Below are 25,464 nucleotides of genomic sequence, written 5' to 3'. Positions count from 1 at the left end.
TTAGGGAAGCCTAACCTAAAACAGATGGGGAACGTCGTGACATTCGAGGTCTACCGGGACGCCTGGGGGATTCCCCATCTCCGGGCCGGCAGTGCGCGGGAACTCAGTTACGCCCAGGGCCGTAACGCCGCCACCGACCGGGCCTGGCAGATCGAGGTCGAGCGGCACCGGTCGCAGGGCACCACAGCGGCCTTCCTGGGCACCGGAGCCGTCGGCTGGGACCGGTTCGTCCGGCAGGCGCGACTGGAGGACACCGCCCGGCGCTGCTTCGCCCGGCTGGACGCGGACACCGCCGCTTGGGTCAGGAGCTACGTCGACGGGGTCAACGCGGGTCTCGCCGAAGGGAGGTCGCGGTCACCGGAGTTCGCCGCCGCGGGAGTCGTCCCCGGGCAGTGGCAGCCATGGACTCCGCTGGGGATCTGGCTGTCCACGCACATTCTCTTCGCCGGCTTCCCGACCAAGCTGTGGCGCGAGGAGGTCGCCCGTACCCTCGGCGACGCGGCGCTCGAGCTGTTCGCCACCGACGGCCCGGGCACCTCGGGCAGCAACGGCTGGCTGGTCACCGGCGGGCGTACCGTCACCGGGGCGGCCCTCATCGCGGGTGACCCCCACCGGTTCATCGAGGACCCGGGCGTCTACCAGCAGATCCGCCTGGCCTGCCCGGAGTTCGACGTGGTGGGGCTGGCCGTGCCGGGAGTGCCCGGGATCGGCCACTTCGGCCACACCGGCGCGGTGGCGTGGGCGATCACCAACGCCATGGCCGACTACCAGGACCTCTACCGGGAAAGGCTCCGCCGTACCGGGGCGGGGCACGCCGGGCCGGCAGGAACCTCCGGGCCGGCCGGGGTCGAGGCTCTCGGCCCGGACGGCTGGCGGCCGGCCGCCGTCCACATCGAGACCATCGAGGTGGCGGGCGCCGATCCGGTCGACGTCGAGGTGATCGAGACCGACCGGGGACCCGTCATCATCGGAGGACCCGACGAGGCCCACGCCATCAGCCTGCGCTGCCCGCCGCGCGTCCGGGAGGACCTCGGCTTCGGCACACTGCCCGCGCTCCTCAGGGCGCGGACGGTCGCCGATGTCGACCGTGCCTTCGACGGATGGGCCGAGCCCGTCAACGTCGTGCAGGCGGCGGACACCGAGGGCGGTCTGCTGCACCGGGTCGCCGGCGTCGTGCCGCTGCGCCACCGGGACAACGGACTGCGCGTCGTGCCCGCCTGGGAGGCCGGACACGAATGGCGCGGCTGGCATGAAAAGCTGCCCCGCGAGCACGTGGACGACGTCGCCGTCATGGCCAACCAGCGAGGCCTGGCCGGCCCGCTCGGCGTCGAGTTCGCGGCCCCGCACCGGGCCGACCGGATCCGGCAGCTGCTGGAGGAATCGGCGACCTGGTCGGCCAAGGGCATGGCGGCGGTCCACACCGACACCCACCTCGCCTCCGCCCGGCCCCTGCTGGAACTGCTGGCCGGCCTCGACGACCTGAGCCCGGACGCCGTACGGCTGCGCGACCGGCTCCTGCGCTGGGACCGCCGGATGGACGCCGGAAGCACCGCCGCCGCCGAGTTCGCCGCACTGCGCTCCGCGGTGGTGCGCCGGCTGGCCGCCCGTCCCGAGCTGGCGCCGCTGGCCGAGCCCCCGGCCTGTCCCGGCATATTCCGGCCCTGGCTCGACCTCGTCACCAAGGTCGCGTATGCCCTGGAGGGCCTGCTCACGACCGGGCTGCTGCCCGGCACCGCCCGGGCCGAGGTCGTCGGGGCGGCCGCCGAGGACGTCGCCGCCCAAGGTGCGGCACCCACGCCGTGGGGGAAGACGCACCGGCTCGCACCGTGGCAGGCCCTGCCCGGCGTCCCCCAGGAGGAGTGGCCGGGCCTCTCCGGCGACCACGACTGCGTGCTGTCCACGTCGAGCGTGCCCGGCGTCACCGACCTCAGCGCTCGCGGCCCCGCGGCGCGCTACGTGTGGGACCTCGCCCGGCGTGAGGACAGCCTCTGGGTGGTGCCGCTGGGCGCCTCGGGCGTCCCCGGTGACGCCCACCACCGCGACCAGCTGCCCATGTGGGCACGGGGAGAACTCCTCCCCGTGGTCACCGACTGGAACCACCTGACCCGCACCGAGGAGAACCATGACTTCCGAGACGGCGACTTCCGCGACCGTGACTTCTGAGACCCGGACTTCGGCGACCCGCACAGCTGTGCCCGCGGGCCGCGAGGCCGTCCACGAGCAGGCGGTCGAGGGCTTTGGAACGGTTCGGATCGTCCCTGTCGACCCGGTGGCCGACGCCGCTGTGATCCACCGCTGGGTCACCGAGGAGCGCGCCCGGTTCTGGGGTATGGGAGACGCGAGCCGCGAGCAGGTCCAGGAGATCTACACCCACCTCGACTCCCTCACCACGCACCACGCCTACCTGGCCGAGCTGGACGACGAGCCTGCCGCGCTCTTCCAGACATACGAACCGACGGCCGACCGCGTCAGCGAGTGCTACGACGTCGAACCGGGCGACACCGGCATCCACCTCATGCTCGGCCCGGCCGCCGGCGGGCCCCGGCGGGGCTATACCGGCACCCTCCTTTCGGTCTTTCTCAGCCATGCGCTGTCGGTACCCGGAACGCGGCGGATCGTGGCCGAACCGGATGCCCGCAACGAGAAGGCGATCGCGCGCCTGCGGCGGACGGGCTTCGTACTCGGGCCCGAGACCGTCCTTCCCGAAATCGACCTGCCCGAGGTCTACCTCCCCGAAAAGCGGGCCAGGCTGGTGTTCCTCACCCCGGAGTCCTTCGCCGGCCGCCTCTGAACCGTTCTCCTCCAGTACGGCCGTGGGCCGAAGCTGCGTATCGTGCTGTCAGTACACTGCGGCGCCGACTGGACGAGGAGGGGAGACCGGGCGAATGGACGTGAAGGACAGGGACCACAAGGACAAGGACAAGGAACCCCTCCGGGTCGGGTCCGCCGTACGCAGGCGGCGCCGGGCCCTTGACCTCACCCTTGCCGCGGTCGCCGCGCGCAGCGGGCTGTCCGTGCCGTTCCTGAGCCAGATAGAGAACGAGCGGGCCCGCCCCAGCATGCGGTCCCTGCAGCGCGTCGCGGACGCCCTGGAGACGACGGCCGGTCAGCTGCTCGCCGCCTCGGACTCCGCGCGCACGGTCGACGTCGTACGGGCCGGCACCGACCCCGGGCTCGAGGCCCGGGTCCGCTCGCTCGTACGCGGTCAGCATCAGCTGCGCGCGCAGGAGTTCACCGGTGAGCAGGACGCCGGGCGGGAATTCCAGCACCGGAACGACGAGCTGATGTACGTCGCCGACGGCGCGGCCGAGGTCGAGGCCGAGGGACGGGCGTACCGCCTGGAGCGGGGCGACACACTCTTCCTCTCCGGCGGCGTACGGCACCGCTGGCGCGCCACCGCCCCCGGCACCCGGATCCTGGTCGTCGCGGTCGCCGGCCACGTCGACGCGACCGATCACCCCCGCCGCTGAGGGGGGCCGTGCGCGTCGTCTCGCTGGTTCCCTCCCTCACCGAGGCAGTGGCCGTGACCGCCCCCGGTCTGCTTGCCGGGGCCACCGACTGGTGCACCCATCCGGCGGACCTCGGTGCCGCCCGTGTGGGCGGCACCAAGAACCCGGATGTCGACGCGGTCGTCAGGCTGCGCCCCGATCTGGTGATCGCCAACGAGGAGGAGAACCGCGCACCCGACCTGGCCGACCTGCGCGCCGCCGGGCTCGACGTCCTGGTCACCGAGATCCGCGACCTTCCCGGGGCCTTCCGGGAGCTCGAACGCGTCCTGGTGACGGGCTGCGGACTGAGCAGACCCCGCTGGCTCGACGAGGCCGAGGCTGCCTGGGCGGACGTCGTCCCCGTCGGGAGGCGGCGGGCTGTCGTGCCGGTCTGGCGGCGGCCCTGGATGGTGCTGGGCCGGGACACCTTCGCCGGGGACCTGCTGGCCCGGCTCGGCGTGGAGAACGTGTACGCCCACCAAGCCGAGCGCTATCCGCGCATTCCCGTGGACGAGCTCAACGCCGTGGAGAGCGATCTCGTCGTACTGCCGGACGAGCCCTACCGGTTCACCGCGGAGGACGGCCCGGAAGCGTTCCCGGGCTGCCCACCGCACTCGTCAGCGGCCGCCATCTCACCTGGTACGGGCCCTCGCTCGCCGAAGCGCCGGCGGTGATCGGCGCGGCGCTGCGACCAGCGTGCCGGTAGCGAGGGCCGCTGATCAGCCGGGGTAGACGCGGGCGGCGGCGATGGGACGTTCGGCGGCGGTGTGGGCGGTGGAGGAGTTGACGCCCCACCGGTAGCCGGCGAAGAGCTTGGTGGTCGCGTCCGCGTAGAACACGATGTGGCCGTAGCCGGCGCCGTTGTGCTCGGTCCACTCAGGAGTGGCGCCGACGTGCTCCTCGATCCGGGTGTCCGGGAAGGCGCGGTAGACCGCCTCGGCGGAGTCGGAGGCGGCCGGGTTGCCGTGCGGATTGCTCGTGCAGTCGGTGATCTCGAACACGTACGGGACGACATTGGCGCCCACCTGGCTGTCCACCGAGGACGCCCACGTTCCCTTGCGCTCCTTCACCATCACGATGTGACCGGTGTACGGCTCCGTGGTGTTCTCGGGGTCGTAGTCAAAGGCCACCAGATCCCCCGGGCGCAGGTTGACCGGCTTGGTGACCCCGGTGAAGTGCGGGATGTCCACCGCGTTCGCGAAGCCGGCACGGAAGTTCTCGGCGGTGGGGAAGAGCTTGCCGGGCTCGGTGTGGAAGTACTGGCTGAAGTACTCCCGTGTCGCCCATCCGTATGCCGAGCCCGAGCCGTAGGTGCGCTGGAGGACCATCGTGAGGAACGACGAGCACTGCGCGAGTACGGAGAACTGCTCGGGGTGGCCGGGCGCCCCCCAGTTGGCCGAGGAGTTCTCACCCTCGAAGTCCCCCGCCGTCTTGTAGCGGTTCACCTTCGCCTGCTCGCTCCACGGAAGCGTCCGCAGGTAGTCCACCAGCATTTCGGCCTCGACCTGGTGCGGCGGCCTGGCCCATTGCGGGTTCGGCGGCGGGACCTCCGCAGCGGCGGCGCGGCCCGTGACGGCCGTGGCGGTGACGAGCGCCGCTCCGGCCGTGCCCGCCAGGAGCCCCCGGCGGCTGAGACGGTGATGAGACATGACTGACCCCCCAGTCCAAATCCATGATCATAGGTAGCGGCAGGATCCTATGGCCTCGCTCCGGGGCGGCCGTCACCGCCGTTGAGGGCCGGCTCGGGCGCTGCGAGCAGCACGCCGCCGCGCAGCCCCAGCAGCGTGCGGAATCCGGTCACTGCCCACGCTGCCACCAGGAACACGAACAGACCGGCCGCCAGCCACTCGAAGGCGGGGAGTCCGGTGCGCCGGGCCAGCCCGGCGGCGCCCGTGACGCACGTACCGACGGGGAAGGTGAACGCCCACCAGGTCATTGCGAACGGCATCCCCCTGCGTGCCGCCCGCACCACCGTTGTCCCCGCGAGCGCCATCCACAGCAGCGCGAAGCCCATCACCGGCACGCCGTGGACGACGGCGAACGTGCCAAGCGCCGCGGCGTACGGCTCGCCGATCGCTCCCGGAGCCACGTCCGCGAGCTGGCCGACCGCGGTGGTGGACTGGCCGAGGGGTCCCAGGACGAGGAAGAGTGCGGGCGTCAGCGCGAGCGGCAGCGGCCCGCGGCGGACGAGCCGGGCGCAGATCATGGGCAGGATCAGCAGGGTGGCCAGCAGGCTGAGCCCGAACATGGCGTAACAGGCGAGCAGCAAGGCCTCCCTCGCCGCGCCCTCGGGCAGATACGGGACCAGCAGCGGCCCGAGAGCGGCCGAGACCATGGGCGCCACCACCGGGAGCAGCCAGACGGGAGAGGCGTCGGCCGGCCTCGCCCGGTGGCGGACGGCCATCAGATACGGAATGGCCACCGCGGCCGCCAGTCCGACGCCCGTGCCCACGGTGAACAGCGCCGCGTCCACGGCGACCGCCGCACTCTGTCCCACCACGTCCCGCCCCACCACGAGCGTGCCGCCGCCGACCGCCAGCAGGGCCATCGAGAGGCAGCCGTGGAACGGGGCCACCGCCGGGTCCAGCAGATGAGCCCGCGCCTGGTCGGGATGGTGCAGCCAGTGTCCGGCGCGGGCGATGAGTACGACGGCCAGCAGGACCGCCGACACCGCCCAGAAGGCGACGCAGGTGCCGCGCAGCCCCGGAACGCGGTAGGGCAGAGCGGCACCCGCGCCGGCGACGATCGCGGTGCCCATGACGGGGGCGTACCAGTTCGGACCGAAGTGCCGCAGGGCCGGCAGTCGCACATGTGCGGGGAGGGGGAGCGGGCGGGTACGGGGCTGAACGGCGGTGGCCATGGATCCACCCTCGCGGCGCTCGCCCCCTCCCACCAGGGACGACATAGCTATGAAGGCATAATCTGAACTTATGAGCAGTGTTGCGGAACCCGCCGTCCCCCTCTCCCACCGCGTGCCCGACCTCGGCGCGCTGGAGCTGTTGCTCGCCGTCGCCCGGCTGGGCAGCCTCGGCCGGGCGGCCCGTGAACTGGGCATCACCCAGCCCGCGGCCAGCAGCCGCATCCGCTCCATGGAGCGGATGCTCGGCGTGGCCCTGGTCGACCGTTCACCGAGGGGCTCCCAGCTCACCGAATCCGGGGCGCTCGTCACGGACTGGGCGGGACGCGTCGTCGAGGCCGCTGAAGCGTTCGACGCGGGCGCGCAGGCGCTGCGCGTGCGCCGCGACTCGCGGCTGCGTGTCGCGGCCAGCATGACGATCGCGGAGTACCTGCTGCCCGGCTGGCTGATCGCGCTGCGCGGCGAGCGTCCGGGCACGGCAGTGTCCCTGCTGGCCGGAAACTCGGCCGCCGTCGCCGGACGGCTCCTCGCGCACGAGGCGGACCTCGGCTTCGTCGAGGGGCTGGCCACGCCCGAGGGCCTCGATTCCGCCGTCATCGGCCACGACCGCCTGCTCGTCGTCGCGGCCCCCTCCCACCCCTGGGGCCGCCGACGCAAGCCGCTGGGGCCCGGGGAACTCGCGGCGACCCCGCTGATCCTGCGCGAGAAGGGCTCCGGAACGCGCCAGGTCCTGGACGCCGCGCTCGCCGCGTACGGCGGCCTGGCCGAGCCCCTCCTCGAGCTCGCCTCCACCACAGCGGTCAAGGCCGCCGCGGTGAGCGGGCACGGCCCCTGCGTACTGAGCGAACTCGCCGTCGGGGAGGAGCTGTCGGCCCACCGGCTGGCCGAGGTCCCGGTGGAGGGCGTGAGTCTGCGCCGCGACCTGCGGGCGGTGTGGCCGGCGGGCAGCCGCCCGGCGGGCCCCGCCAGAGATCTCCTGTCCCTGACCCGCCGGACGCCGTGAGCCGGTCGGACGGGCCACACGGTCCGGCGGTTCACGGGGCTTGAGACCGGTGAGCTCGCATGTGGCAGGACAGCAGGCCCAGGGTGGCGAACCTGTGTGGCCGTCAGGACGCGGATCGCGCCGCGGCCGCCACCAGCGCCGCCATCACCCTGGAGTCCTGCCCCATCTCCGGATGCCACTGGACGCCCAGCACCCACGGCTCGCCGGGCAGCTCGACGGCCTCCACCGTCCCGTCGGCGGCGTGCGCGGCGACCACCAGACCGCGGCCGAGCCGGTCCACCGCCTGGTGGTGGTACGTGGGCACGTCGGTCTCCTCGGCCACGATCGCCGCGTAGCGCGTACCGGGAACGGGCTTCACCGGGTGAGCGCCGAACGCCCCGGCCGCCTCCGTGTGCCCTTCGAGGTGCTGTACGAGCGTGCCGCCCAGTGCCACATTGAGCAGCTGCATACCGCGGCAGATGCCGAGCAGCGGTTTCCCGGACTCCAGGGCGGCGGCGATCAGGGCCAGTTCCCAGGTGTCCCGTTCCTCTGCGGGCGGGCCGGTCCGGGGCTCGCGCTCGGCCCCGTACCGGCCCGGTTCCACGTCCGGACCGCCCGCGATGACCAGTCCGTCGAGCCGGGCCACCACCCGCGCCGCGGCGTCCGGTTCGTCCGGTGGCAGCATCGCGGCGAGCCCGCCGCCCGCCTGGACCAGCCGGGGATAGCCGGCGGGCAGCAGGGCGGCCGGCAGATCCCACACGCCCCACCGGGCGGAGGACTCCAGATAGGTGCTGACACCGATCAGCGGCTCTGTCACGGGTGGTTCCTCCGGTCGTACGCGGTCACGGTACTGCTGGTGCTCAGTTGCCTGCTGGTGCTCAGTTGCGTTCGAGCTCGGCCTCTGCCGCCGCCAGTGCCGCGAACTCCTCCTCGGGAGCGGCGGCCACCAGTCGGTGCCGACTGTAGAAGGCGAAGTAGGCGAGGGCGACGGCATAGACGCCGAGCGCGATGAACGCGGCGTCCCTGTCCACCAGGAAGGTCGCCACCAGGGCGGAGAGCGCCAGCGCGAAGGCCACCGAGGAGGTCACGATGCCGCCGGGCGTACGGTACGGACGCTCCAGCCCCGGCTCACGGCGGCGCAGCACGATGTGGGAGAGCGCCATCAGGGCGTAACTGATGGTGGCGCCGAAGACGGCGACATTGAGCATGCGTCCGCCGTTGCCGCTGCCGGCCGCGAGAGCGAAGCCGATGGCGCCCGGGATCAGGAGCCCCAGATACGGAGCCTTGCGGCGGCTGGTGAGGGAGAGGAAACGGGGCAGGTAGCCGGCCCGCGAGAGCGCGAAGAGCTGGCGGGAGCCGGCGTAGATCAGGGAGAAGAACGAGGCGACGAGCCCGGCCAGGCCCGCGTAGTTCACGAAGCGGCTGAGCGCGGTCGGACCGCCGTCGCCCTCCAGAGCGACGACCAGCGGGTTGCCCGCCGCCTTGATGGCGTCCGAGCCCTGCGCCCCGGTCGCGGCGAAGAAGGTGATCAGAGCCAGCAGCGCAAGAATGCCCATCGAGATCGCCAGGGCCCGCGGCATCGAGCGCACCGGGTCCTTGGCCTCCTCCGCGGCCAGTGGCACGCCCTCCACACCGAGGAAGAACCACATGCCGAACGGGAAGGCGGCCCAGATGCCCAGCAGCCCGAACGGCAGCCATGAGCCCGAGCCGAAGGCCTCCTCGTTCACCGGGATGTCGTCGAGGCCGTTCGCGTCGAACTCCGTGAACGCCCCGACCGCGAAGATCAGCAGGGCCGCCACCGCGATGGCGGTCACGACGAGACTGAAGCGCAGCGCCTCGCCGACTCCCCACAGATGGATCCCGATGAAGACGGCGAAGCACGCCAGATAGACCGGCCAGCCCGAGGTCAGGCCGAAGAGCCCCAGCGATTCGACGTAGTCGCCGATGAATATGGAGATGGCCGCGGGCGCCAGGATGTACTCGATGAGGATGGCGGTGCCGGTCAGGAACCCGCCCCAGGTGCCAAGGGCCCGCCGTGCGAAGCCGTAGCCGCCGCCCGCCGTGGGGAGGATGGCGGACAGCTCCGCGAGGGCGAACACCAGACAGGCGTACATGACGCCCATCAGCAGTGTGGCGATCGCCAGACCGCCGAAGCCGCCCTCGGCCAGGCCAATGTTCCAGCCGGAGAAGTCGCCGGAGACGACATAGGCGACGCCGAGTCCGGTGAGCAGCAGCCAGCCCGCACTGCCGCGGCGCAGCGTGCGCCGCTGGAGGTAGGAGCTGTCGGAGTCGGCCGAGGAGCCGGCCAGGGGTGGTGGTGCGGTGCGCGATTCGGTGCCGTCGGCCATGAGCCGCTCCTGCCCTCGGGTGCTGCGGGGTAATGGTGTGGGGCCACACCTTTGCCCTCCGGGCGGCGCGGGCGCAAGACCTCTGCGTTAAACGGATGTTACGGATCTCCGTACGGCATCCAGAGGGACGGCACTCACGGGGACGGCACCCGAGGCGGGCGGTTCCCAGGACGGGCGGCACGACCGGGTCGTACGGCACTTCTAGGCCAGGAAGCCCCGCAGCAGGGCCGCCGTTCCTCCGCAGTGCTCGCGCATCACCTCCCGAGCCGCGTCCGCGTCCCCTTCGAGCACCGCCTCGACGAGCGCGGTGTGCTGGTGCTGGGAGTGCTCCAGATTGCGCACGAGCAGGGGGATGCAGTCGAGCAGGTCGTTCACGGTCGCCCGGACGGCGGCGTACTGCGCGGTCAGCGTGGCCGAGCCGGACAGTTCCGCCAACGTCAGATGCAGCAGTGTGTCGAGCCTGCGGTAGTCCGCCAGCGGCGCGTCCTGGGTCGCCGCGAGAGCGGCGCGCAGCCGTTCCGCCTGCTCGCCGGAGAGCCCGTGCGCCGCGCACAGCCCGGCGGCGCCGACTTCGAGCACCTCCCGGAAGCGCAGGATGTCCTCGATGTCGACGCCCGCGACCCGGCGGCGCAGCTCTTCCTCGGCGCCCCCGGCAGGGGTGTCGGGGCGCGCCCGCACGAAGGTTCCTCCGTACCGGCCGCGGCGGCTCTCCACCAGTCCCTGGTCCTGCAGCACTTTCAGCACCTCGCGCAGGGTGACCCGGCTGATCCGCAGCCGGTCCGCCAGCTCGCGCTCCGCGGGCAGCCGCTCGCCGCCGGCCACCAAACCCAGCCGTACGACCTGGAGAATCTGCTCCAGCGCTTCCTCGAAGCCGTTGCCCGCCCGGACCGGCCGCAACACGGGCGTGAGCCGGTCGGAGGTGTCACTGTCATTCGCCACGTCGCGCTTTCCCCTTCCCAAGCAATGGTCTTCGGCAATACCTTATGGCTCCCGGCTGACCGAAGGAGGAAAATCCCGTGGCAGACCGCACACCCCCGCTCGGGATCGAGGAGCTGCGTGCCCTCGTCGCGCGCGGTGAGATCGACACTGTCGTCCTGGCCTTCCCCGATATGCAAGGGAGACTGCAGGGCAAGCGGTTCGCCGCACCGTTCTTCCTCGACGACGTGCTCGACCACGGCACCGAGGGCTGCAACTACCTCCTTGCCGTCGACACCGAGATGAACACCGTCGACGGCTACGAGATGTCGTCCTGGGACCGCGGTTACGGCGACTTCGCCATGCACCCGGACCTGTCCACCCTGCGCCGCGTCCCCTGGAACGCGGGCACGGCCATGCTCATCGCCGACCTCGCCTGGAACGACCGGTCGCCCGTCGTGGCCGCGCCCCGGCAGATCCTGCGGCGCCAGCTGGAGCGGCTGGCCGAGCACGGATACAGCGCCCATGTCGGCACCGAACTCGAGTTCATCGTCTTCAAGGACACCTACGAACAGGCCTGGGACAGCAACTACCGCGACCTCACGCCGGCCAACCAGTACAACATCGACTACTCGGTGCTCGGCACCGGCCGTATCGAGCCCCTGCTACGCCGCATCCGCAACGACATGGCGGCCGCCGGCCTCACGGTCGAGTCGGCGAAGGGCGAGTGCAACCCCGGCCAGCACGAGATCGCCTTCAAGTACGACGAGGCGCTGGTGACCTGCGACCAGCACGCCGTCTACAAGACCGGCGCGAAGGAGATCGCTGCCCAGGAGGGCGTCTCGCTCACCTTCATGGCCAAGTACAACGAGCGCGAGGGCAACTCCTGCCACATCCACCTCTCGCTCCAGTCCCTGGAGGAGGCCGGGAACAACGTCATGGCGGGCGACGGCCCCGGCGGTATGTCGCCGGTGATGCGCCACTTCCTCGCCGGGCAGCTCGCGGCCCTGCGCGACTTCTCCCTCCTGTATGCGCCGAACATCAACTCGTACAAGCGCTTCCAGCCCGGCTCCTTCGCCCCGACCGCCGTCGCCTGGGGCTACGACAACCGCACCTGTTCGTTGCGCGTGGTCGGCCACGGCCGCTCGATGCGCTTCGAGAACCGCCTCCCCGGCGGCGACGTCAACCCGCACCTCGCCGTCGCCGGACTCGTCGCGGCCGGCCTGTACGGCATCGAGCAGCAGCTCGAACTCCCTGAGCCATGCGCGGGCAACGCCTACGCCGCGGATTACGAGCACGTACCGGCCACGCTCCGGGAGGCCGCCGAACTGTGGGAGAACAGCCCCATCGCCAAGGCGGCCTTCGGCGACGAAGTCGTCGCGCACTACAGCAACATGGCGCGCGTCGAGCTTGCCGCCTTCGACGCCGCGGTGACCGACTGGGAGCTGCGCCGCTCCTTCGAACGCATGTGAGGAACGCCTTGTCGTCGCACCAGCACCACGCTTCTGAGCATCGGGTCTCCGAGCATCGGGTCTCCGAGCATCGGGTCTCCGAGCACCAGGCTTCTGAGCACCACGTCCTCAATCCGGCCACCGAAGAGGTCATCGCGACCGTCCCGGCGACCACCGCGACCGAGGTCGATGCCGCGGTCGTACGGGCCGCCGGCGCCCAGCGCGCATGGGCGGCCGCCGCCCCCGCGGACCGGGCGCGGCTGCTGCGCCGCTTCGCCGTCGTCGTCGACGACCACCGCGAGGAACTCGCCCGGCTGGAAGTCCGCGAGGCGGGCCATACCCTCGGCAACGCCCGCTGGGAGGCCGGCAACGTCCGCGATCTCCTGGACTTCGCCGCCGGGGGAGTGGAGCGGCTCAGCGGCCGCCAGATCCCGGTCGCCGGCGGCCTCGACATCACCCTTCTGGAACCGCTGGGTGTCATCGGTGTCATCGCGCCCTGGAACTTCCCCATGCCAATCGCCGCCTGGGGCGCGGCTCCCGCACTCGCGGCCGGCAACGCGGTCCTCCTCAAGCCGGCCGAGACCACTCCGCTGACCGCCCTGCGCCTGGCCGGACTGGCCCTGGAAGCAGGCCTTCCCGAGCACCTCTTCCAGGTTCTCCCGGGTGCGGGTGCGGTCGCCGGGAACGCGCTGGTCGAGCACCCGGGCGTCGCCAAGATCGTGTTCACCGGCTCCACCGGAGTGGGTAAGCAGATCATGGCCAGGTGTGCCGACCGCGTGAAGCGCGTGACCCTTGAACTAGGCGGCAAGAGCCCGAACATCGTCTTCGGCGACTCCGACCTGGAAGCCGCCGCGGCGGCCACCCCCATGTCGTTCCTGGACAACTCCGGGCAGGACTGCTGCGCCCGGACCCGTGTCCTGGTCGAACGCGGCGTGTACGACCGCTTTCTCGAACTCCTCGCACCCGGTATCGAGTCCGTGGTCGTCGGCGACCCGTCGGACGAGAGGACCCAGATGGGTCCGCTGATCTCGGCGGCCCAGCTGGAGCGCGTCCGGTCGTATGTGCCCGACGGGCTGAAGGGCATCCGGGGCAGCGCCCCCGAGGGCCCCGGCTTCTGGTTCCCGCCGACCGTCCTCACCGACATCGCCCCGGACGCCCCGGCCGCCACCGACGAGGTTTTCGGACCGGTTGCCGTCGTCCTGCCGTTCGACGACGAGGCCGACGCGATCCGGCTCGCCAACGCCACCGAGTACGGCCTGTCCGGCTCGATCTGGACCCGTGACGTGGGGCGCGCGATCCGCGTCTCGCGGGCCGTCGCCGCCGGGAACCTGTCGGTCAACTCCCACAGCAGCGTCCGCTACTGGACCCCGTTCGGCGGCTACAAGCAGTCCGGACTCGGCCGGGAGCTGGGGCCCGACGCCCTCGCCGCTTTCACCGAAACCAAGAACGTCTTCATCAGCACGGAGGCCTGACCCATGACCGTAGAGACTCCCGTCTGCCGCCGCCTGGTCGGCCGTACCGCCGTCATCACCGGCGCCGGCAGCGGCATCGGCCTGGCCACCGCCCGCCGCCTCGCGTCCGAGGGAGCGAACGTCGTCTGCGGAGACATCGACGAAATCGCGGGCAAGGCAGCGGCCGACGAGGTCGGCGGCACCTTCGTACGGGTCGACGTCACCGACCCCGAGCAGGTCGAGGCGCTGTTCAAGACCGCGTTCGACACCTACGGCTCGGTGGACATCGCCTTCAACAACGCCGGCATCTCGCCGCCCGACGACGACTCGATCCTCACCACCGGGCTCGACGCCTGGAAGCGGGTCCAGGACGTCAACCTCACCTCCGTCTACCTCTGCTGCAAGGCAGCCCTCCCCTACATGCAGCGGCAGGGCCGGGGATCCATCATCAACACCGCCTCCTTCGTGGCCGTCATGGGCGCGGCGACCAGCCAGATCTCGTACACCGCGTCCAAGGGCGGTGTACTGGCCATGTCCCGCGAACTTGGCGTCCAGTTCGCCCGCGAAGGCATCCGGGTCAACGCACTGTGCCCGGGGCCGGTCAACACCCCGCTCCTCCAGGAACTGTTCGCGAAGGATCCCGAGCGGGCCGCGCGCCGACTGGTCCACATCCCGGTCGGCAGGTTCGCCGAGGCGGAGGAGATCGCCGCCGCGGTCGCCTTTTTGGCCAGCGACGACTCCTCCTTCATCAACGCCACCGACTTCCTTGTCGACGGCGGGATCTCAGGGGCGTACGTCACTCCTGTGTAAGCCGTTCCCCTCGCACAGCCGGGCGTCGCGATACGCCCGGCTGTCGGGCGTGCGGGAGCCGTGGTGCCTACGGAATCGCGGAAGGCAGACGTACCACCAACCGGAATACGACGCCCTAGGGTGTCGGGATGAGCATGACGACCCCGCCCGGCTGGTACCCCGATCCCGGCGTGCCGGGCACCGAACGCTGGTGGGACGGCTCCGGCTGGACCGCCCACAGCCGGGTCCCGGACAGTCCCGCGCCGCAGCCGCAGCCGCAGCCGGCGCCCGGTCGCAACGGTGGCGGCGGGAAGCTGGTGGCGCTCACCGCGGCGGGATCCGTACTGGTCACCGCGGTCGTGCTGGGCGTGGTGATGCTCGGCAACGACGACGGTGACGGTGTGAAGACCGCGACCGGCCCGAGCACTTCCGCGTCCTCGCCGGACGGAAAGAACAGCGCCGGCCCGGGTGAGCCGGGCGCTTCGGGCGGAGCTGAGCCGCCCGACGACGCGGCCGTGCTCGTCGACCAGCTCAACAAGATCACCCTGCCCGTCCCGGACGGCTGGGAGAAGCCCGACAGCATCGCCGAGGACTCCACCGTCATGGCCGTCGGCCAGTACGAATGCCCCGGCCACTCCTCGGCGTTCTGCTGGCACGGCAAGGTGACCTCCCGTACCGCGCCGACCGGTGACGAGACGACTGCGAAGGCCATCGCCGAGAAGGACATCTCCGACCATGCCGAGGCGGCATACGGCCGCGACGTACTCGACCGGCAGGTCCACGGCGGCATCACCTCGCACCGGCAGCTCACCTCGGCTCCGGTGGTCGTCGCCGGACGAACGGGCCACGTGGTTCGCTGGCGGGTCAGCACCGGCGCCGGACCGGGCGGCTACGTCCAGTCGCTCGTCTTCCCCTCGGCCGCCGGGACCGAGGCCATGGTCCTCGTCCGCTTCGCGTTCGACGCCGGACCGGACGGGCCCGAACCGTCCCTCATGGACCGCATCACCCAGGGGATCCGGCAGGCGGGGGACAGCGGCAGCGGGGGCGTGGGCAGCAAGGTCTGAGCCTCGAAAGGCCTGGCCTCTCCCAAGGCTTGGCACCTGCCAAGGCCTGACCCCTCACAAGGTCCGAGGCGTCAGAGGAAGGCGCGCCCCTCGCCACGGTACGTCGGTACGGTTGCTGTCACCCGGTCGCCCTCGACCAGGTGCAGTTCGTCGAAGCGCTCGCACATCTCGCCGGCCTTGGCGTGCCGGAACCAGACCCTGTCGCCAATGAGCAGGTCGTCGGCGGCGGACCCCAGAAGCGGAGTCTGCACTTCACCGGCAGCCTCCTTCGCGTCGTACCGCAGCCCTTCCGGCAGCCAGGGCACCGGCAGCCGGTCGGCGCCCGCCGCGCCGGAGGCCGGATAGCCCCCGCCCAGCACCGTCACCACGCCCACACCCGGCCGGCGCACGACCGGCTGCGCGAACAGTGCCGCGGGACGGCCGGTGAACGACGTGTAGTTGTCGAACAGCCGCGGCACGTAGAGCCCCGACCCCGCCGCGATCTCGGTCACCGCGTCCTCGGTGGCGGTGTGCTGGACACTGCCCGTCCCGCCGCCGTTGACGAACTCCAGGTCCGGCGCCACGGTCCGGACAGCCCGCACGGCCTCGGCCCTGCGCGCCGCCAGCTCTTTGCGGGCCGCGGCCTGCATCAGCCGGATGACGCGCGAACGCAGCGGCCTGCCCGCCACGTGATCGCCGACGCCGGCCACATGGCCTTCGTACGCCATGATCCCCACCAGCCGGAAGCCGGGGCGCCGGGCGATCGAGCGAGCCAGCTCCGCCAGCTGGGCGGGGGCGTGGAGCGGCGACCGGAGCGCTCCTATCCGCACACGCCCGCCGAGCAGCCGCAGCGACGTGTCCAGCTCCAGGCAGACCCGTACCTCCTCCTTGCCGCCGTCGCGGGCCCGGTCGATCAGCTCCAGCTGCGCCGGATCGTCGATCATCACGGTCACGGCGGCGGCGAGTTTCGGATCGGCGGCCAGCTCGGCGTAACCGGCGCGGTCCGCGGACGGATAGGCCAGCAGTACGTCGTCGAAGCCGGACCGGGCCAGCCACAGCGACTCGGCCAGCGTGAACGACATGATCCCGGCGAACCCGTCCTGCCCCAGTACGCGCTCCAGCAGCGCCCGGCAGCGTACGGACTTGCTCGCCAGCCGGACCGGCTTCCCGCCCGCCCGCCGCACGAGGTCGGCCGCGTTGGCGTCGAAGGCCTCCAGATCGACGACGGCGATGGGCGCGTCGAGATGGACGGTGGCCCGGTCGTACCGGTCCCGGTCGGCAGCGCGGGGTGTCATGGCCGCAGCTTGCCAGACCTGATTACCGCAGGGTAGGGGGACGATCGGGGCAGATCACCCGGCGGTGCCGGGGAGTTCCCGTGCGGCCTGCCCGAACCCGTAGAGTGACGCGCGAACCAACCTGCCCCGCAAGGGGATCGGGCAGTACGGCATGCGACGAAACGGGGGGCGGATGAGCACCGAAGCACGACGCCCGGGCCCCGCCCTCCCGCCGGAATGGACCACCACGGGGCCCCCGCGGCCCATCGACCCGCCCGCGCCCCGTGCCGCCACCGCCGGCGCCGCCGGTTCGGACCACCGGCCGCCCGCCCGTGCCGCCGGGCCCGCAAACAGCGCGGTGCCCGGCAGCCGCCCGCCCGGCCACCTGCCCGCCCCGGCCGGTGCCCCGCACACCCCGCCGCTGCCGCCGCCCCCGCCCCGCGGGCCCGTCGTCGCGGGCGCGGGACGCCCGCCGACCCTGCCGCACGGTTCCACGGCCTCTCGCGGCCCCGTCGCGACGGACACCGGCGCTCCGATGCCGTACGGCTCCGACTCCGGGGGATCGTCAGGCGACCGGGCCGTGGGCGCGACCCCGCAGACCGGTGCCCGTCCCGCGGGCCCGCCGCCGGACCCCGGTCCCGTCGAGACCACCGCCCGGTTGCGACCGGTACCCGGCGTTCCCTCGGGCCACCGGCGGCCCGTCGGTACCGTCGACCTCACCCCCCGGCCGGGTGTTCCCGCGGCCCGGGGTCCCTACCTGGGCGCTCCTCAACCGCGCCCCGAGACACCCGTCGAGACCACCACCCGGCTGCGTCCCGTCCGCACCCGGCATCCCGCCAGGGCCGCTGCCGCCGCCGCATGCGTCGTGATGGGGCTCGGGCTCATCGGCGGCGCCGTCACCGGCAGCTGGCTGACCGGCGACTCCGCGGCGGAGCCTGCCGCCGTCGCCGGGTACGAACGCGCCGCCGCCCTCTGGCACAGCGCCCCCGTCGACGCGCTCTTCCCACGCACCCTCACCGGCGACGGTGCGGGCCCCGGCGGCGCCGACCGGACCTGGACCCGGGTGGCCGTCGCCCCGGACGGCGGCTGTGCCACCGCCCTGGACCCGCTCCTTCTCACCGCCCTCGAACCCGTCGGCTGCACCCGCCTGCTGCGCGCGACGTACACCGACGCGTCCAGCAGCAGCGTGACCACCGTCGGCATGGTCTTCACCCAGGCCGACGCGACGGCCATGGCAGCCCTGCGCAGCCGGTTCGCCAAGGAGAAGCTCGCCGACCGTCCGGACCTCATGCCCCGCCCGTACGCGGTGAAGGGCACCGTCGCCGCCGGCTTCGGCGATCAGCAGCGCGCGAGCTGGACGATGAGCGTTCTGACCGACGCCCCGGTGGTGGTCTTCGCGGTCGCCGGATTCGCGGACGGCCGTGCCGTCACCGATCCGCAGCCGGCCGGGCGGGCCATGACCCCCGGCGCGACCGCGGCACCCGCCCAGGCCGGCCTGGGCCACGAGGCGAAGGGCATCGCGGACCGGGTCGAACGGGCCCTGCGCAAGACCGTCAGCACGCCTTCGGAGGAGCCCAGATGACCGCCCGCCGCCTCGTCGCGGCCCTTGCCGCAGGGCTGGTGCTGCTGGCCGGCACCCCCGCCCACGCGGACGGCATCCGCTCCCGGCAGTGGGCGCTCGACGCCATGCACACCGAGCAGGCCTGGCGCACGACCGAGGGCGAGGGCATCACCGTCGCGGTGCTGGACACCGGTGTGGACGACCTCCACCCGGACCTTGCCGGGCAGGTGCTCCCCGGCAAGGACCTCATCGGTTTCGGCGCCCGGCGCGGCGACCGCCCGTGGGCCCGGCACGGCACCGCGATGGCAGGCATCATCGCGGCCCACGGACACGGCCCCGGCCGGACCGACGGTGTCGTCGGCATCGCGCCCGAGGCGAAGATCCTTCCGGTGCGGGTGATCCTCGAGGAGGGCGACCCGGCACGTACGAAGGCCCGCAACTCCAAGGGCAGCGCCCTCGCCGACGGCATCCGCTGGGCGGCCGACAACGGCGCCGACGTGATCAACCTGTCCCTCGGTGACGACAGCAAGTCCGCCCACCCCGAGGCCGCGGAGGACGCGGCCGTCCAGTACGCCCTGAGCAAGGGCGCGGTCGTCGTCGCGTCGGCAGGCAACGGCGGCGAGGACGGCGACCACATCTCCTACCCGGCCGCCTACCCCGGTGTGATCGCGGTGACCGCCGTCGACCGCTACGGCACCAAGGCCTCCTTCTCCACCCGGCGGTGGTACGCCACCGTCAGCGCCCCGGGCGTCGACGTGGTCATCGCCGACCCCGACCGCCGTTACTACGAGGGCTGGGGCACCAGCGCCGCCGCCGCGTTCGTCTCCGGCGCCGTCGCACTCGTCCGCTCCGCGCACCCGGACCTGACCCCAGCGCAGGTCAAGGAGCTCCTCGCGGACACCGCGCGCAACTCTCCGCAGGGCGGCCGCGACGACGCGCGCGGCCACGGCCTCGTCGACCCCGCGGCCGCGATCCGGGCCGGCGCGAAGCTGAAGCCGACCGGGCTGAAGCCCGCCTCCGCCGCCTACGGCCGGCAGTTCTTCGGGCCGGGCCCGGAGCAGGGCCGTGAGGCCGACGAGCCGGCCGGCTGGCTCGCCCCCGTGGCGGGCGGCCTCGGCGCGGTGCTGCTCGCCGGCGCCGTGCTGTTGTGGCGAGGCGGCGTCAGGACGTCCGGCCGGCCGCGCTGACCGCGCCGACCGAGGCCCGGGCGGCGGCTTCCACCAGCGAGACGCCGGCCGCCAGGTCCGCGTTGCCGTCGGAGAGCACGGCGACCAGACAGGTCCGGCCGTCTTCCGTCGTGACCCGGCCGGTGCTGTTCACGACCCAGAGCCCGGTGGCGGTCCGCGGCAGCCAGCCGTTCTTCAGCGCGTACGACGGCCCGGCGGCGGACACCCCCCAGTCCTGACCGGCCGCGGAGCGTGCCATGAGGTCCTGGATGTACGTACGGGAGGGCGCGTTCAGCGCCGGTCCGGCGCCGAACACTGCCTCCAGCAGTGTGAGCCGGTCCCCGGCCGTGGTCCGGGTGAGCCCCCATGCGCCGCTCGGAGCGGGATCGGTCGCGACAAGACCGAGCCTCGCATGAGCGGCCGTCAGCCCGTCCGCGCCCCCGATCACCCTCCAGAGCTCCGTGGCAGCGGCGTTGTCGCTGAGCCGGATCATGGCGTCTGCGGCGGCCCTCTCCTGCGGTGTGAGGCCCCGCCCGGCGTCCTCGGCCTGCACCAGCAACGCGGCGAGGATGTCCACCTTCACGATGCTCGCGGTGTCGAACGAGCCCTCCCCGTAGGTCGCGGCGATCGCCGATCCGACGTCGCGGACCGCCACCGACACCCGGACGCCGTCCGGCACGGAAAGCGCGCCGATACGCACGCCCGGCATCCGGTCGTGATCCACCGCGGCCTCCTCCAGCACCGGGTCTCGGGGCCCGCCGGGACGTGTGTACCCGCCGGACCTATAAGGTCGGGTCATTGTGGCGCAGAAGAACATTCCCGACCCCGGTTTCTCCGACGACGACGGCTCCGCCGACCCGCGGCTGAGCGCGGCTCTCGCCGCCTGGGGCGAGGACAGAACGGCCGAGCCCGAAGTGCTCAGGGCGCTGGCCGGTGCGCGCCTCCTGGTGCCCGTCGTGGCTGTGCTCGGCGAGGTCGAGGAGGGTTCCGACGGGCTGCGCCGGGAGAAGACCAGCGACATGGCGGTCCCCACCCTTACGGCCGGGGACCGCCGGGCACTGCCCGCCTTCACCTCGACCGAGTCGCTTGCCCGCTGGGACCCGCAGGCCCGCCCCGTCGCCGTACCGCTGCACCAGGCTCTCCAGGCCGCCGCGCACGAAGGGGCGGACACCGTGGTGCTCGATCTGGCGGGCCCGGTCCCGTTCCAGCTCACCGGTTCCGCGCTGCGGGCCCTGGCGGAGGGCCGCACCAGCGCCGACCCGCTCGACGACCCCGCCGTCACGTCGGCGGTACGGTCCGCGGTCGCGTCCGAACCGGGGGTACTCCGCGCCCACCTCGGCCCCGGCCGGGCGGACGGGATCCTGGCGCTGGTCCTCGCCCCGGGCACGGACGCGGCCGAGGCGGCCCGGCGGGTGGCCGGAGTGCTCGCCGCGGACGAGGTCCTGCGCGCCCGCCTGGTCCGCGGCCTCGACCTGGCCCTGTTGCCGACGGAGGCTGCCCCGCCGGGCGAGCCCCTGTACGTACGGGATGAGCGGTAGCTTCCCGCCGAAGGCTCGGAACGAAGAGGGGACCGTGTCTGCCGTCGCCCGGGGGGCGACCCCCGCCCACACGTGACCGCGCGTGACCATAGACCGGCGGGGCGCTCGTGCCGGTCCGCTCAGCCGAATACGGGGCCCGTGAACTTCTCGCCCGGACCCTGGCCCGGCTCGTCCGGAACAAGGGAGGCCTCGCGGAACGCGAGCTGCAGCGACTTCAGGCCGTCGCGCAGCGGCGCGGCGTGGAAGGAGCTGATCTCGGTCGCGCTCGCCGTGACAAGACCGGCCAGCGCCGTGATCAGCTTCCGCGCCTCGTCGAGGTCCTTGTGCTCGGAGTCGGGCTTGTCCAGCCCCAGATTGACCGCCGCCGCGCTCAGCAGATGCACCGCGACCGTGGTGATCACCTCGACCGCGGGGACGTCCGCGATGTCGCGTGTCATCTCTTCGTAGTCGGGGGCCCCGGCTCCCTCGGCCGGGGCAGTCGGCTCGGACGGGGTGGCGTCGCCTGCGGTAGTCATCGTGCTCGCTTCTTCTTGCTGTGGACGGTGCGCTCCAGCCTATGGCCCGCACTCGCCCGAGTGGGACGCGCCCCCGGTCACTGGTATGCTGGTGTAACGACCGGCTGGACACGCATGTGTCCGGCCCACAAGTGGAGGCTCCGATCTCCCACCTGGCCGTCCTCAGGGCGGCGGGTCACCGGTCAGGCGGCGCCCATCGTTCCGTACGGACGATGGAGCCGCCCGATGCGCGCCCCGCGATGGTACGCGGCGGTGTTCCGGTATTCGAGGAGCTCCCGCCTGTGTCCCGTCCGGGGCATTTTTGACGTTCCGGCTCGGTTGGTCTCACAAAACAGACGTTACGCGGCTGTCTGCCAGGCAGTCGTGTGGTGCTACCGAGGAGGATCCATCAGCGCCGAGCCCCGCATCAACGACCGGATTCGCGTTCCCGAGGTGCGACTTGTCGGTCCCAGCGGCGAGCAGGTCGGGATTGTTCCGCTTGCCAAGGCCCTGGAGCTTGCGCAGGAGTACGACCTCGACCTGGTCGAGGTCGCGGCGACCGCCCGTCCGCCCGTGTGCAAGCTCATGGACTACGGGAAGTTCAAGTACGAGTCGGCCATGAAGGCCCGTGAGGCGCGCAAGAACCAGGCGCACACGGTCATCAAGGAGATGAAGCTCCGGCCGAAGATCGACCCGCACGACTATGACACCAAGAAGGGTCACGTCGTTCGGTTCCTCAAGCAGGGCGACAAGGTCAAGATCACGATCATGTTCCGTGGTCGCGAGCAGTCCCGGCCGGAACTCGGCTACCGACTGCTGCAGCGTCTGGCCGAGGACGTCCAGGACCTCGGGTTCATCGAGTCGAACCCGAAGCAGGACGGCCGAAACATGATCATGGTTCTCGGTCCGCACAAGAAGAAGACCGAGGCGATGGCCGAGGCCCGCGAGGCGCAGGCCGCCCGCAAGGCCGAGCGCCAGGGCCAGCCCGCCCAGGTGGAGGACTCCGCTCCGGAGGCCCCCTCCGAGGAATCGGCCGAGGCCTGATTCCGGAGCAAGCCTGCCCCGGACATCAACCGACACATCTGACGCTTCCGCGTGCCGGTCCACGGACCGGCGGGAGCGCCACTGACGAGGAGAGAACGGCGCGATGCCGAAGAACAAGACGCACAGCGGTGCCAAGAAGCGCTTCAAGATCACCGGCTCCGGCAAGGTGCTCCGCGAGCGCGCCGGCAAGCGCCACCTGCTCGAGCACAAGCCGTCCAAGCTGACGCGTCGCCTCACCGGCAACGCCGAGATGGCCCCGGGTGACTCGAAGACCATCAAGAAGCTTCTCGGCAAGTGACGTCGTGCCTCCGGTGACCGGAGGCACGCGCCGGGACCGGGACCAATTCGTTTCCGGGTCGTGTGAGTCCAACCACGGCCCCGCTACAAGGAGTTAACAAGTGGCACGCGTCAAGCGGGCAGTCAACGCCCACAAGAAGCGCCGGGCAATTCTCGAGGCCGCCAGCGGTTACCGCGGCCAGCGTTCGCGCCTGTACCGCAAGGCCAAGGAGCAGGTCACCCACTCCCTGGTCTACAACTACAACGACCGCAAGAAGCGCAAGGGCGACTTCCGTCAGCTGTGGATCCAGCGGATCAACGCCGCTGCCCGCCAGAACGGTATGACGTACAACCGCCTCATCCAGGGTCTGAAGGCCGCCAACGTCGAGGTGGACCGCAAGATCCTCGCCGAGCTCGCGGTCAACGACGCCAACGCGTTCGCCGCGCTCGTCGAGGTCGCCCAGAAGGCGCTCCCGAGCGACGTCAACGCCCCGAAGACCGCCGCCTGATCCAGGCCGCTCTTCAACGAGGCATCTGCCCGGACCCGCAGGCCCTGCGCCTGCGGGTCCGGTGCGTTGAACGACCCTTTTTCGCACGACCCGTCTCGCACGTACGGAAGTGAGCCGCCGACCATGGGCACCCCCGCCGAGCTGATCTCCCCGCGTTCCCCGCGTGTGGCCGCTGCCAGACGGCTCGCGCGGCGCAATTTCCGCACCAAGGAGCGCCGGTTCATCGCCGAGGGACCGCAGGCCGTGCGCGAGGCCGTCGCCCACCGCGCCGACGGCGAGCCGACCCTGATCGAGCTGTTCGCCACGCCCGAGGCCGCCGAGCGGTACGCGGAGATCATCGACGCGGCCCGCGCCGCCGGGGTCCGGGTGCACCTGGCCCACGACGACGTCCTGGCCGAGGTCTCGCAGACCGTGACCCCGCAGGGCCTGGTCGGGGTCTGCCGCTTCCTGGACTCGCCGTTCGAGGCGATCCTGCAGGCGCGTCCGAAGCTGGTCGCCGTCCTGGCGAACGTGCGGGACCCCGGGAACGCCGGCACCGTACTGCGCTGCGCGGACGCCGCGGGCGCCGACGCGGTCGTGCTGACCGACGCCTCGGTCGACCTCTACAACCCCAAGTCCGTACGGGCGTCGGTCGGTTCGCTCTTCCACCTGCCGGTGGCCGTCGGCGTACCGGTGGAGCAGGCCGTACAGGGACTGCAGGCCGCCGGGGTGCGGATCCTCGCCGCCGACGGCGCGGGCCTGGACGACCTGGACACCGAGCTGGACGCGGGCACCATGGGCGGCCCCACCGCCTGGATTTTCGGCAACGAGGCCTGGGGACTGCCGGAGGAGACCCGCGCACTCGCCGACGCGGTGGTACGCGTGCCGATCCACGGCAGGGCGGAGAGTCTCAACCTCGCGACGGCCGCCGCCGTGTGCCTCTACGCGTCCGCCCGTGCGCAGCGTGCTGCCGGAGGGTGCCGCTCCGTCACCCCCAGCTAGTAATGTGACGGGCTCGGGGGGCCCACTGCGCTATTCGGAGAGGTGGGGTACGGGGACATGACGGTCGGGACCAACAGTTCGTCAGAGGTGCACGGCTCCTTGCCGTGCACGCCCGATCCCCTCGCGAGCTCTGGCATCGACCCCGACGATCTGCCCGACGGCCTGGTCGTCGCGGACGAGGCCGGCCGCGTCATCTGCTTCAACGCCGCCGCGGCCCGGATCACCGCGGTCCGCCGGGGCGACGCGCTCGGGGCGCCGATCGAGCGGGCACTGCCCCTGGAGGACCTCGAGGGACGCCGCTGGTGGACGCTGACCGATCCGTACGGCGGTCTCGCCATCCGGGCGGGGCAGCCGGAGCGCAATCTGCTGCTGCCGGGCGGCCGTGAGGTCCTGGTCGCCGCCCGGTACGTCCGGGAACGCCCCACCGGGCCGGTCCGCCGGCTCGTGGTCTCGCTGCGCGGCACCGAGGCACGGCGCCGCACCGAGCGCAGCCATGCCGAGCTCATCGCCACCGTCGCCCATGAACTGCGCTCCCCGCTGACCTCGGTCAAGGGTTTCACGGCGACTCTGCTTGCCAAGTGGGAGCGGTTCACCGACGACCAGAAGCGGCTGATGCTGGAGACCGTCGACGCCGACGCCAACCGCGTCACCCGGCTGATCGCCGAGCTGCTCGACATCTCCCGGATCGACTCCGGCCGGCTGGAGCTGCGCCGCCAGCCCGTGGACATCGCCTCGGCCGTCGGCCGCCATATCCAGGCGCTGACCGCGAACGGCCAGTCGCCGGACCGCTTCCTGGTCCGGATCCTCCAGCCGCTGCCCGATCTCTGGGCCGACCCTGACAAAGTCGACCAGGTGCTGGGGAACCTGCTGGAAAATGCCGTGCGGCACGGCGAGGGAACGGTCACCATCGAGGTGGCACCTGCCCACGTCAGGGTCGCCGAGAATCCAGCGAAGGGAACGGCCGTCACCGTGAGCGACGAAGGCCCCGGCATCCCCGAGGAGTCGATGGGCCGTGTCTTCACCCGCTTCTGGCGGGGCAGCAAACGCGGCGGCACAGGACTCGGCCTGTACATCGTCAAGGGCATCGTCGAAGCGCACGGCGGCACGATCACGGTCGGCCGGGCCCCCGTCGGCGGCGCCGAATTCCGATTTACTCTGCCCGTGAGCGCACCGGCATATCTCACTTGAGCCTCGCCGGAGCGGCCCGCGGGCTTCTTCGACCCCCTGCGGCCTTAGACTCGACCTTTGGCACCTTTGCGTCCTTGTCGTCGAGCTTGGACCGCCAGCCAGCCAATCG

The 25,464-nt window shown here is 72.1% G+C and carries 24 protein-coding genes and 1 pseudogene; 17 read left to right on the top strand and 8 right to left on the bottom strand.

Going from position 1 to position 25,464, the window contains the following annotated elements:
• Positions 1-36: 36 nt before the first annotated feature.
• From AB0M62_RS08530 to AB0M62_RS08515, 4 genes and pseudogenes are all read left to right on the top strand, one after another.
• Positions 37-2,163: a penicillin acylase family protein gene (locus AB0M62_RS08530; protein ID WP_366073540.1), complete on the top strand. Its 2,127-nt coding sequence runs from the start codon at positions 37-39 to the stop codon at positions 2,161-2,163.
• Positions 2,123-2,791 (top strand): GNAT family N-acetyltransferase, encoded by a 669-nt coding sequence (locus tag AB0M62_RS08525; RefSeq protein WP_366073362.1) that lies wholly within the window; start codon positions 2,123-2,125, stop codon positions 2,789-2,791. Before AB0M62_RS08530 ends, AB0M62_RS08525 begins: the two co-directional genes overlap by 41 nt.
• 94 nt (positions 2,792-2,885) lie before the next feature.
• Positions 2,886-3,470, top strand: coding sequence for a helix-turn-helix domain-containing protein (locus tag AB0M62_RS08520; protein WP_366073361.1), 585 nt, complete (start codon positions 2,886-2,888; stop codon positions 3,468-3,470).
• Between the two features lie 8 nt (positions 3,471-3,478).
• Positions 3,479-4,194: pseudogene (locus AB0M62_RS08515) on the top strand (helical backbone metal receptor).
• Between the two features lie 13 nt (positions 4,195-4,207).
• Here AB0M62_RS08515 and AB0M62_RS08510 read toward each other — a convergent pair.
• Both AB0M62_RS08510 and AB0M62_RS08505 read right to left on the bottom strand, forming a co-directional pair.
• Positions 4,208-5,137: a hypothetical protein gene (locus tag AB0M62_RS08510; protein WP_366073360.1), complete on the bottom strand. Its 930-nt coding sequence runs from the start codon at positions 5,135-5,137 to the stop codon at positions 4,208-4,210.
• 47 nt (positions 5,138-5,184) lie between these two features.
• Entirely contained in the window at positions 5,185-6,348 is a 1,164-nt protein-coding gene (locus AB0M62_RS08505; protein ID WP_366073359.1) for a TDT family transporter, read from the bottom strand.
• 70 nt (positions 6,349-6,418) lie between these two features.
• On the opposite strand from AB0M62_RS08505, the gene AB0M62_RS08500 reads away from it, so the two are divergent.
• Positions 6,419-7,348: a LysR family transcriptional regulator gene (locus AB0M62_RS08500; RefSeq protein WP_366073358.1), complete on the top strand. Its 930-nt coding sequence runs from the start codon at positions 6,419-6,421 to the stop codon at positions 7,346-7,348.
• A 103-nt stretch (positions 7,349-7,451) separates the two neighbouring features.
• On the opposite strand, the gene AB0M62_RS08495 is transcribed toward AB0M62_RS08500, so the two are convergent.
• From AB0M62_RS08495 to AB0M62_RS08485, 3 genes are all read right to left on the bottom strand, one after another.
• Positions 7,452-8,144 (bottom strand): gamma-glutamyl-gamma-aminobutyrate hydrolase family protein, encoded by a 693-nt coding sequence (locus tag AB0M62_RS08495; RefSeq protein WP_366073357.1) that lies wholly within the window; start codon positions 8,142-8,144, stop codon positions 7,452-7,454.
• A gap of 61 nt (positions 8,145-8,205) precedes the next feature.
• Positions 8,206-9,675, bottom strand: a complete 1,470-nt coding sequence (gene eat, locus AB0M62_RS08490; protein ID WP_366073356.1) for an ethanolamine permease — start codon at positions 9,673-9,675, stop codon at positions 8,206-8,208.
• Positions 9,676-9,876: 201 nt separating this feature from the next.
• On the bottom strand, positions 9,877-10,614 hold the full coding sequence (locus AB0M62_RS08485) for an FCD domain-containing protein (protein WP_366073355.1): 738 nt from the start codon (positions 10,612-10,614) through the stop codon (positions 9,877-9,879).
• A 77-nt stretch (positions 10,615-10,691) separates the two neighbouring features.
• Between AB0M62_RS08485 and AB0M62_RS08480 the strand changes: the two genes are divergently transcribed.
• The 4 genes from AB0M62_RS08480 to AB0M62_RS08465 all read left to right on the top strand — a co-directional run bounded on the left by AB0M62_RS08480 (position 10,692) and on the right by AB0M62_RS08465 (position 15,345).
• Positions 10,692-12,062: a glutamine synthetase family protein gene (locus AB0M62_RS08480; RefSeq protein WP_366073354.1), complete on the top strand. Its 1,371-nt coding sequence runs from the start codon at positions 10,692-10,694 to the stop codon at positions 12,060-12,062.
• An 8-nt stretch (positions 12,063-12,070) separates the two neighbouring features.
• The gene (locus AB0M62_RS08475; protein ID WP_366073353.1) at positions 12,071-13,513 is read left to right on the top strand and encodes an aldehyde dehydrogenase family protein; all 1,443 of its coding nucleotides are present in this window, start codon (positions 12,071-12,073) and stop codon (positions 13,511-13,513) included.
• A 3-nt stretch (positions 13,514-13,516) separates the two neighbouring features.
• Complete coding sequence (locus AB0M62_RS08470) at positions 13,517-14,302, top strand: 3-oxoacyl-ACP reductase (RefSeq protein ID WP_366073352.1); 786 nt, start codon at positions 13,517-13,519, stop codon at positions 14,300-14,302.
• 128 nt (positions 14,303-14,430) lie between these two features.
• The gene (locus tag AB0M62_RS08465) at positions 14,431-15,345 is read left to right on the top strand and encodes a DUF2510 domain-containing protein (protein ID WP_366073351.1); all 915 of its coding nucleotides are present in this window, start codon (positions 14,431-14,433) and stop codon (positions 15,343-15,345) included.
• Positions 15,346-15,416: 71 nt separating this feature from the next.
• On the opposite strand, the gene AB0M62_RS08460 is transcribed toward AB0M62_RS08465, so the two are convergent.
• On the bottom strand, positions 15,417-16,619 hold the full coding sequence (locus AB0M62_RS08460; RefSeq protein WP_366073350.1) for an amino acid deaminase/aldolase: 1,203 nt from the start codon (positions 16,617-16,619) through the stop codon (positions 15,417-15,419).
• 736 nt (positions 16,620-17,355) lie between these two features.
• Between AB0M62_RS08460 and AB0M62_RS08455 the strand changes: the two genes are divergently transcribed.
• Positions 17,356-18,180, top strand: coding sequence for a hypothetical protein (locus tag AB0M62_RS08455; protein ID WP_366073539.1), 825 nt, complete (start codon positions 17,356-17,358; stop codon positions 18,178-18,180).
• Positions 18,177-19,346, top strand: coding sequence for a type VII secretion-associated serine protease mycosin (mycP, locus tag AB0M62_RS08450; RefSeq protein WP_366073349.1), 1,170 nt, complete (start codon positions 18,177-18,179; stop codon positions 19,344-19,346). The genes AB0M62_RS08455 and mycP overlap by 4 nt, the downstream gene beginning before the upstream one ends.
• On the opposite strand, the gene AB0M62_RS08445 is transcribed toward mycP, so the two are convergent.
• Positions 19,321-20,049, bottom strand: a complete 729-nt coding sequence (locus tag AB0M62_RS08445; RefSeq protein WP_366073348.1) for a serine hydrolase — start codon at positions 20,047-20,049, stop codon at positions 19,321-19,323. The genes mycP and AB0M62_RS08445 overlap by 26 nt on opposite strands.
• Before the next feature lie 76 nt (positions 20,050-20,125).
• Between AB0M62_RS08445 and AB0M62_RS08440 the strand changes: the two genes are divergently transcribed.
• Positions 20,126-20,863 carry an SseB family protein gene (locus tag AB0M62_RS08440; RefSeq protein ID WP_366073346.1) on the top strand — a complete coding sequence of 246 codons (738 nt, stop codon included), beginning with the start codon at positions 20,126-20,128 and terminating at the stop codon, positions 20,861-20,863.
• 119 nt (positions 20,864-20,982) lie between these two features.
• On the opposite strand, the gene AB0M62_RS08435 is transcribed toward AB0M62_RS08440, so the two are convergent.
• Entirely contained in the window at positions 20,983-21,378 is a 396-nt protein-coding gene (locus tag AB0M62_RS08435; RefSeq protein ID WP_366073345.1) for a DUF1844 domain-containing protein, read from the bottom strand.
• Between the two features lie 363 nt (positions 21,379-21,741).
• Between AB0M62_RS08435 and infC the strand changes: the two genes are divergently transcribed.
• The 5 genes from infC (at position 21,742) to AB0M62_RS08410 (ending at position 25,355) form a co-directional block, all read left to right on the top strand.
• Positions 21,742-22,401: a translation initiation factor IF-3 gene (gene infC / locus AB0M62_RS08430; protein WP_366073344.1), complete on the top strand. Its 660-nt coding sequence runs from the start codon at positions 21,742-21,744 to the stop codon at positions 22,399-22,401.
• 103 nt (positions 22,402-22,504) lie between these two features.
• Positions 22,505-22,699 carry a 50S ribosomal protein L35 gene (rpmI, locus tag AB0M62_RS08425; protein ID WP_005319593.1) on the top strand — a complete coding sequence of 65 codons (195 nt, stop codon included), beginning with the start codon at positions 22,505-22,507 and terminating at the stop codon, positions 22,697-22,699.
• A gap of 100 nt (positions 22,700-22,799) precedes the next feature.
• A complete protein-coding gene (rplT, locus tag AB0M62_RS08420; protein WP_366073342.1) occupies positions 22,800-23,186 on the top strand; it encodes a 50S ribosomal protein L20 in 387 nt (128 codons plus the stop codon).
• Positions 23,187-23,309: 123 nt separating this feature from the next.
• Positions 23,310-24,167 carry an RNA methyltransferase gene (locus AB0M62_RS08415; RefSeq protein ID WP_366073340.1) on the top strand — a complete coding sequence of 286 codons (858 nt, stop codon included), beginning with the start codon at positions 23,310-23,312 and terminating at the stop codon, positions 24,165-24,167.
• A 57-nt stretch (positions 24,168-24,224) separates the two neighbouring features.
• On the top strand, positions 24,225-25,355 hold the full coding sequence (locus AB0M62_RS08410; protein WP_366073339.1) for an ATP-binding protein: 1,131 nt from the start codon (positions 24,225-24,227) through the stop codon (positions 25,353-25,355).
• The last annotated feature ends 109 nt before the right edge of the window (positions 25,356-25,464 follow it).

This window comes from Streptomyces sp. NPDC051219 (assembly GCF_040682335.1).
Lineage (GTDB): Bacteria > Actinomycetota > Actinomycetes > Streptomycetales > Streptomycetaceae > Streptomyces.
Note: the sequence above shows the minus strand (reverse complement) of the source record. Positions and strands in the feature narration are given on the sequence as shown.

What these genes read in the sequence shown, in the direction of transcription:
- rpmI (WP_005319593.1), top strand. Translation starts at nt 22,505, where the DNA reads ATGCCGAAGAACAAGACGCACAGCGGTGCCAAGAAGCGCTTCAAGATC.
- AB0M62_RS08520 (WP_366073361.1), top strand. Translation starts at nt 2,886, where the DNA reads ATGGACGTGAAGGACAGGGACCACAAGGACAAGGACAAGGAACCCCTC.
- AB0M62_RS08510 (WP_366073360.1), bottom strand. Translation starts at nt 5,137, where the DNA reads ATGTCTCATCACCGTCTCAGCCGCCGGGGGCTCCTGGCGGGCACGGCC.
- AB0M62_RS08460 (WP_366073350.1), bottom strand. Translation starts at nt 16,619, where the DNA reads ATGACACCCCGCGCTGCCGACCGGGACCGGTACGACCGGGCCACCGTC.
- mycP (WP_366073349.1), top strand. Translation starts at nt 18,177, where the DNA reads ATGACCGCCCGCCGCCTCGTCGCGGCCCTTGCCGCAGGGCTGGTGCTG.
- AB0M62_RS08435 (WP_366073345.1), bottom strand. Translation starts at nt 21,378, where the DNA reads ATGACTACCGCAGGCGACGCCACCCCGTCCGAGCCGACTGCCCCGGCC.
- AB0M62_RS08500 (WP_366073358.1), top strand. Translation starts at nt 6,419, where the DNA reads ATGAGCAGTGTTGCGGAACCCGCCGTCCCCCTCTCCCACCGCGTGCCC.
- eat (WP_366073356.1), bottom strand. Translation starts at nt 9,675, where the DNA reads ATGGCCGACGGCACCGAATCGCGCACCGCACCACCACCCCTGGCCGGC.
- AB0M62_RS08505 (WP_366073359.1), bottom strand. Translation starts at nt 6,348, where the DNA reads ATGGCCACCGCCGTTCAGCCCCGTACCCGCCCGCTCCCCCTCCCCGCA.
- AB0M62_RS08525 (WP_366073362.1), top strand. Translation starts at nt 2,123, where the DNA reads ATGACTTCCGAGACGGCGACTTCCGCGACCGTGACTTCTGAGACCCGG.
- AB0M62_RS08410 (WP_366073339.1), top strand. Translation starts at nt 24,225, where the DNA reads ATGACGGTCGGGACCAACAGTTCGTCAGAGGTGCACGGCTCCTTGCCG.
- AB0M62_RS08470 (WP_366073352.1), top strand. Translation starts at nt 13,517, where the DNA reads ATGACCGTAGAGACTCCCGTCTGCCGCCGCCTGGTCGGCCGTACCGCC.
- AB0M62_RS08465 (WP_366073351.1), top strand. Translation starts at nt 14,431, where the DNA reads ATGAGCATGACGACCCCGCCCGGCTGGTACCCCGATCCCGGCGTGCCG.
- AB0M62_RS08415 (WP_366073340.1), top strand. Translation starts at nt 23,310, where the DNA reads ATGGGCACCCCCGCCGAGCTGATCTCCCCGCGTTCCCCGCGTGTGGCC.